This is a genomic window from Kitasatospora sp. NPDC056531 (genome assembly GCF_042794375.1).
Classification (GTDB): domain Bacteria; phylum Actinomycetota; class Actinomycetes; order Streptomycetales; family Streptomycetaceae; genus Kitasatospora.
In genome coordinates this window covers 1-6,476 of record NZ_JBHTTU010000180.1, presented here as the reverse complement: position 1 = coordinate 6,476, position 6,476 = coordinate 1, and the positions used below count along the sequence as shown (strand labels likewise).

At 70.0% G+C, this 6,476-nt stretch carries 7 protein-coding genes and 3 pseudogenes; 2 read left to right on the top strand and 8 right to left on the bottom strand.

The window, feature by feature from the left end; genetic code table 11:
• Positions 1-114: 114 nt before the first annotated feature.
• Positions 115-672, bottom strand: a complete 558-nt coding sequence (locus ACFQ87_RS43495) for a hypothetical protein (RefSeq protein WP_380616562.1) — start codon at positions 670-672, stop codon at positions 115-117.
• Between ACFQ87_RS43495 and ACFQ87_RS43490 the strand changes: the two genes are divergently transcribed.
• Entirely contained in the window at positions 650-1,114 is a 465-nt protein-coding gene (locus tag ACFQ87_RS43490; protein WP_380616561.1) for a hypothetical protein, read from the top strand. The genes ACFQ87_RS43495 and ACFQ87_RS43490 overlap by 23 nt on opposite strands.
• Positions 1,115-1,135: 21 nt before the next feature.
• On the opposite strand, the pseudogene ACFQ87_RS43485 reads toward ACFQ87_RS43490, so the two are convergent.
• The 4 genes and pseudogenes from ACFQ87_RS43485 to ACFQ87_RS43470 all read right to left on the bottom strand — a co-directional run.
• Positions 1,136-1,237 (bottom strand): annotated as a pseudogene (locus tag ACFQ87_RS43485) (NTP pyrophosphohydrolase); the annotation flags it as partial.
• A 189-nt stretch (positions 1,238-1,426) separates the two neighbouring features.
• Positions 1,427-1,678 (bottom strand): annotated as a pseudogene (locus ACFQ87_RS43480) (IS5/IS1182 family transposase); the annotation flags it as partial.
• Between the two features lie 124 nt (positions 1,679-1,802).
• On the bottom strand, positions 1,803-2,657 hold the full coding sequence (locus tag ACFQ87_RS43475; RefSeq protein ID WP_380616560.1) for an ABC transporter permease: 855 nt from the start codon (positions 2,655-2,657) through the stop codon (positions 1,803-1,805).
• On the bottom strand, positions 2,654-3,565 hold the full coding sequence (locus tag ACFQ87_RS43470) for an ABC transporter ATP-binding protein (protein ID WP_380616559.1): 912 nt from the start codon (positions 3,563-3,565) through the stop codon (positions 2,654-2,656). The genes ACFQ87_RS43475 and ACFQ87_RS43470 overlap by 4 nt, the downstream gene beginning before the upstream one ends.
• 233 nt (positions 3,566-3,798) lie before the next feature.
• Here ACFQ87_RS43470 and ACFQ87_RS43465 point away from each other — a divergent pair.
• A pseudogene (locus ACFQ87_RS43465) lies at positions 3,799-3,981 on the top strand (SMI1/KNR4 family protein); the annotation flags it as partial.
• 52 nt (positions 3,982-4,033) lie between these two features.
• Here the strand turns inward: ACFQ87_RS43465 and ACFQ87_RS43460 are convergent.
• The 3 genes from ACFQ87_RS43460 to ACFQ87_RS43450 form a co-directional block, all read right to left on the bottom strand.
• Positions 4,034-4,234 (bottom strand): hypothetical protein, encoded by a 201-nt coding sequence (locus tag ACFQ87_RS43460; protein ID WP_380616558.1) that lies wholly within the window; start codon positions 4,232-4,234, stop codon positions 4,034-4,036.
• 621 nt (positions 4,235-4,855) lie between these two features.
• Positions 4,856-5,203, bottom strand: coding sequence for a DUF1330 domain-containing protein (locus tag ACFQ87_RS43455; RefSeq protein WP_380616564.1), 348 nt, complete (start codon positions 5,201-5,203; stop codon positions 4,856-4,858).
• A gap of 517 nt (positions 5,204-5,720) precedes the next feature.
• A complete protein-coding gene (locus ACFQ87_RS43450) occupies positions 5,721-6,275 on the bottom strand; it encodes a nuclear transport factor 2 family protein (protein WP_380616557.1) in 555 nt (184 codons plus the stop codon).
• Positions 6,276-6,476 lie beyond the last annotated feature (201 nt).

Genomic DNA, 6,476 nt, shown 5'->3' with positions numbered 1-6,476 from the left:
TACTTACGTGGTGCTGGCACTGCTCGTGGTTCTCCTTACGCCTGGATCGTAACAAACCCAGACATCAGGGACTCCACGAAAGCCAGAGCAGCTCATACGGGCGGGGCATGCGGCTCAGGCCCGCGCGCACGCGGGCGGGCGACCTACGCGCCATTGGCCTTTCGACGGATCGTCATAACGAGCAGCCTGCCGAAAGCTGCGCTGCCCGGCAACGGGATTTGTCGGCCAGTCCACGGCGGGCGTCCGCGTTCCCGGTCCCAGATCCAGGCCTGCCAGACGGCCACCACGGCCTCCACGCACGCTGGCCACAGTCGGCACAGGCCAGGGTGTCCGCATCAGCTCGCGGTGGGCCTGGCGGGCCTTCTTCTCCCGGGCGGCCTGGCGCTGGTCGTAGGCGGCCCGGTGGTCCGGGTTGTCCAACGCCTCGATCAGGGAATGCCGACCGGGGCGGCCGAAGCGCCACCACACCGGGCCGAGCAGGCCGTGCTCGGCCAAGAGTTCCAGCGTGGTCGCGACGACCGGCACCGAGTCGTCGTACTCGCGCCAGCCGTCCCCGTCGTTGTCGTGCTGCCGGACGGTGCCGCGCTCTAGGATCAACTTCGTGTGCCGAACACCGGTACGACACGTGAACACAGCAGGGGGGACCACGATGAAGCCGACGAAGACGCGCACGCTCACCGCAGCGGCCGGGGTGCTGGGGGTGACGCTGGCGTTCGCCGGGACGGCATCGGCGCAGCCCGCCGACCCGGCACCGGCCTCGGACGAGCCCTTCGGTCAGCCGGGGACGGGCCAGATCCTGCCGCCGGCCCCGGACGAGGACACCATGTTCTCGATCCCCGACTGGATCGGGAACGGCAGCGCGGTGACGGCCTCGGTGATCGAGACGCTGCCGATCGCCGTCACCGTCGGCTGTCAGGGCGGCGGGTCGGTGCAGGTGCACGTCGGCGGTCTGGCTCCGGCCGACTTCACGGTGCAGTGCCCGGTGGACTCCGTCGGCGTCGGCTCGGTGGACATCCCCGCCCGTCCCGGCCGGGACTTCCAGTTCACCGTGCACACCTCGGACCCGTCGATCCACTGGGGCATCAACGCCCTCCAGATCCGCTCTGCCCACTGACCCGGATCCCGGGCCCCGGGCTCAGCCCCGGACGCTCCGGGGGCCGGTGACGGCCGCACCCAACGCGCCCACCCGGGTGCGCAGTTCGCGGTCGGCGGTGACCACCACGCAGGCCCGCGCCGGATCCTCGGCGCGGGCCTCGCGGACGTGTCTTCGGCAGCCGCGAGTTGTTCGGCGAGACGGGCGATCTGCTCACGTAGTTCCTCGGCTGTCTCGAGGACGAGCTGCTGCCGGGACTCGATCTTGTCCAGGAGTTCCCTCATCGACGCTCCCGCTGGTCACAGGTGCCGGACGCCAGGGTGGCGGGTCGCACCATGTCGGGATGGCGGCCCGGGTGAGCCGGCGGAGCATCACGTCGGTCATGGACCAGTGGATCACCGCCACCGAGCTGGCCGGCTTTGCCTCGTAGTCCCGCGCGAGCCTGCGGTGGAGCATGAGAGTGCCCAGCGTCTGCTCGACCACCCACCGTTTGGGCTCCGGTGTGAACCCTCGTGCGCCGGGCTCACGTTGGACAATTTCCACGTCGATGCCGAGGTGGGCGCAGTGCTCGACGACCGCGTCTCTTCGAAGGCAAAGGAAAAGCCGCGGACCGACGGGCCGGATGATCGTGGAATCAGCGTTCGAGTTCCACGTGATCAGTCCGGCCGCGTCGGCCCGCGGCTGGGATGGGGACCGGCAGGAACGGCACTCACTGGTCCCGGTGGTTCGGGATGAAGATGGCCATGGCTGCGGCGACCAGCGCCCATGCGCCGAGAACGATGCAGGCACCTCCCACCGTCCACGGCCAGTGCTCCGTGACGGACGGCTCGTGGCCGATGCGCTCCCAGGCCTGCGGGATCGTCATGTGCCGGATGCTGACAGTGAGGTGCTTGTCGCTGTTCAGCATGGAGGGCAGAACGAAGAGCAGAGCGATCGTGGCCACGATGGTGAGCACGCTGTGCCGGATGGCCGCAGCCAACCCCATGCCCACGAGGGCGGAGACCGGAGCGATCACCGCAGAGGCCACGAGCAGGCGCATGACCCCCCAGTACCCGAAGCCGACGGCGACGTGCTGACCGGACAGGATCCCCTGGGCGGCACCGAACGAGGCCAACGCCACACCCACACCAAGGGCGATCGTGACCACGGCGACCACCGCCACCTTCGCGGCCATCACCGAACTACGGGCGGGGACGACCGTGAAGGTCGTCCGGATCATCCCGGAGGTGTACTCACTGAGGACGGTCACGGCACCGATGGCGCCGGCGCCGATGATCAGCAGCGTGGCAGCGCCGGTGGAGAACGACTCGACCGGCGCCCCGAACATCCGGAAGTACGCCCGCTGCGCCTCGTCGGACTGCTGGTAGTTCTGGAGGTCGCCCAGGGCGCCGGTGATGGTGGTGGTGAGGACCAGCGCGACGGTGGCGACCAGGGCCCAAGGGGTCGACCGCAGCGACCACAGCTTGATCCACTCGGCGGCGAACAGATCACTGAAGCGGGGCTTGGGCTCCAGGGACGCCACGTTGGACACCGCGGTCATCCTGGTCGTCTTCGGCGCGGTCACTTGGTCTCTCCTGCGAGGTACTCGACGCTGTCGGCGGTCAGCTCCATGAACGCCTCCTCCAGCGATCCGGTGTGACTTGTCAACTCGTTCAGCAGAATGCGGTGTCCGAAGGCGATCTCGGCGACCCGGTCCGACTCCAGCCCGACCACCGTGAGCCTCCCGTCCGCCTCCCGCTGCACCGAGGCGCCCTCGGCGGTCAGTAGTGGCGACAGCGCCGCCGGGTCCGAGGTGCGGACCAGCACGCTCCGGCCGGCCCCGCGGGCCGCGAAGTCCACCACGCTCTCCGCGGCGATCAACTCACCGCGGCCGAGGACGACGAGCTGATCGGCGGTGTGCTCCATCTCGGACATCAGGTGGCTGGAGACGAAGACCGTGCGCCCCTCGGCCGCCAGCCCCCGGAACAGGCCGCGCACCCAGTACACGCCCTCCGGGTCCAGTCCGTTGAGCGGCTCGTCGAAGAGCAGTACGGGCGGGTCGCCGAGCAGCGCGGTGGCGATGCCCAGGCGCTGGCGCATGCCGAGGGAGAAACCGCCGATCCGGCGGTCCGCCGCATCGGCGATGCCGACCTCGCGCAGCACCTCGTCCACCCGGCTGCGCGGGATCGCGTTGCTGCGGGCCAGTGCCCGCAGGTGGGACCGGGCGGTACGCCCGCCATGCACGTCGCCGGCGTCCAGCAGCGCGCCGACGTGCCGAAGACCACGGGGCAGCGAGCGGAACGGCCGACCGTCGACGGTGACGGTCCCGCTGGTGGGGGCGTGCAGACCGAGGATCATCCGCAGGGTGGTGCTCTTGCCGGCTCCGTTGGGGCCGAGGAACCCGGTCACCTGCCCCGGATTGACGGTGAAGCTCAGGTTGTTGACCGCCAGCTTCTTGCCGTAACGCTTCGTCAGCTCGTGGACTTCGATCATGCGGCCCATCGTGCCGCCCGAGCGGTGTTCAGCACATCGAACCCGTGGTGACAGTCGTCCGGCCGCCCTGTCAGCCAGGGTTGTACGCCCACGGTCCGATGCCCGGTCAGAACCGCCTGGCTACCATCGCCGTATGTACGCCACGTCGACCGGGGCGGCGGTTCGCCGTGCCCCAGCCCTGGGCGTCCTGCTACGGGGTGAGGCGGTGCGGAGGGCCGCGGTAGGTTCTCCGCGTGACAGCTACTGATGCTCGACGGTTCCCCGCCGCCCTGGCCGCCGCGCCGGCAGTGCCGTTCGACTACGACGGCGGCGAGGGTATCGACTTCGAGCCCTTCGACGCCTTCCTCTCCGCTGAGGACACCACCGACTGGATTCGCTTGTGGACCGGCAACGACGAGGCCACCAGCGACGACTTCCTCCCCGACTTCGACGACATCATCTTCGAACTCTGCCGCTGAACCAAGCAGGTCATTTCCGGTCCTTCGCCGGGAACACCTTCGCGTGCAGCACTCGCGCCTCCCACCACGGATCGTCCGGGGCGAAGACCAACGCGGCCACCAGCTCCCGCTTGGTCGGGGCGGGCAGCACCAACGGGCCCAGCTCCCCCACCTCCCGGTCGGCCGCGCACTGCGGGCACTCCAACCGGTCCAGGCCGGCCTTCTCCCGCAACTCCAATGTCGCTGAACCGGGTGAGAGCCGGCTCCAGCCCCTCCACCTCGCCCAGGCGCGCGATCAGGTTGCGGATCTTCGCCTCCTCCGCCGCCCGTTGCGACTCCACTTCCTTCGACGTGGCCCGGGCTCGCAGCCCTTCGTCACCCGGCGCGCCGGAGCACCCCGCCACCGCCCCCGCCAGCACGACCGTGAGCACCAGCCCACCCACCCGGCTCCACCGGAGCACGTTGCCTCCCCGTACCCGTCCGTCACTTTCCGCCCCAACTCTCCTGGCATGAACGGCAGAACGCATGAGTACGCGTACTCAACCCGCCCGGACCAGGCCCGCACCGGCACCCCGATCTCCGCCGCCTGCCACACGGCGTCCGGGCGCACCTTCCGCCGGCCGCCCGGGAGCGTGAACTCCACCTCGGTCGCCCAGTCGGTCACCGTGCCGACTCCGCCCGGGGCACCCGGCGCGGTGCCGCCCAGGACGAAGGCCAGCACGGTCTCGTTCACCGCCATCGCGTGCGGGGCACCGGAGCGGCCGGCGCCCCGAGCCGGAGCGGGGCAGGCCGAGGACGTGCCCGGCCGCCGCCGGCGCGCACCGCAGCAGAGTCAGGGCCCCGAACCTGCGGTCTACTCGGCACGCAGGGACTCCCGCATCGCTCTTGCGGTGGCAGTCGGGTCGTAGTGCTCGGGGACGCCTTCGACCAGGATGATGTCGCCCTCGATGTGCCGCGAGCGCAGCGGTGCGATCTCCTGGTATGCGGGTGAGTCCCACCAGGCCTGTGCCTCGGCGATGCCGGGGAAGCTGATCACCACGACGTGTCCGGGCCAGCTGCCTTCCTTCACCTCGTGCTGCGTGGCGTGCACGAGGAAGCGGCCGCTGTACGGCTCGAAGGTGGCGGGGATGCGCTCGATGTACTGGGCGATCTCCGGGTGTGCGGCGGCTTCTTGCAGGTGGGCTATGGCGTAGGCGGGCATGGCTTCCTTCCGGTCGGTTGGGCTCTGTAGGCCGACGATCGTGGCATGTGGGTGCGCCAGGGTCGATGGCCTGGCGGGTAAGCGGCCCCGACCCGCAGCGCGGACCTGACATCTCGGTTGGCACATGCCGCAGATCGCCTGCGCCGCGGCGAGCCGGTTGAGGTGGTACGCGGGCGCGAGGTGCGCGCCATCCTTGGCGATGACGGCGTTGCCGGGGAGAGAGGCGAACGGGCCGACGGTGTCGTCCGTGCTGACCGTGCGGTGATCGCCGGGGGTGGCGAGCATCATCCTGCCGAGTTCGTCCAAGGAGAGGACTCGGGTCCGGCGATATCGCGGGTGCCCGTCAAAGGGGCCGCTACATCGGACGCGGCGATCGGCTGCATCGAGGTGGCGGGCAGTCGGACCGTGTCATCGTCGATCGTCCAGGACAGCGGAGAGCAGGACGATGTGGCCGATGCCGCCCTCCTGGAGGCAGCCAGGAGGTTGCCCATCCATGTCGACGGCTGGCGGCTTTCGGTCAGGCACCGAAGATGGCGACGGGGTTGCCGGTGAGCCAGGTGTTCTCGATGCGTATCCGGCGGATGAGCCAGCGGCTGCCGTCGCGCACCAGGTCGACGGTGTAGGGGTTCTTGAGCAGGGCGTGCGTGCCCGGGTCAGCGGTGAGCAGGTGCTGGGCCTCGACCAGCGCGGTGAGCCGGGCGGTGTTCCCGTCGATGGTGATGCGCGGGTTGGTGACCTGGTGTGTGGTGTCCACCCGGCCGGTGAACATGGCCAGGATGGTGCTGACGATGGTGTCCCGGCCGGTCATCACAGGCGGCTTGGCGCCCCAACGGGCAGCGGCCGGCCGGAAGTCCAGCTCCGCATCGGCGGTGAACGCCGAGGCGAACAGCTCGCGGTCCTTCAGATCCTGCCCGAGGGCGAACCGGTGGAGAGCGTCGGCGATCTCGGCGCGGTCGCGCAGTTCGGCGACGACCGCCGCGGTGTCGCCGGGCTGCGCGGTCAGGGCGTGGTGGGCGGTGGTGTCCATGCTGTCCTCCGGTGTCGGGGTGACGTCGTGTTCGACGTCACCCACTCTGCCGCCGTGATCGATGGCGAACAACGCGCGTCTGCGCAATGATCGTGAACTCGGCATTAACGATGGGATACGCGCGCATCCCGGTCGGGGAGTCCGTGGCAATCCGCTAGTGCCGCATCAGGCAACGTTCGCCCTGTCGACGATGGCGCGTAGGCGCCGGTCGTCGGCATGGCGGTTTCGCCAGATGATGTAGCGGCG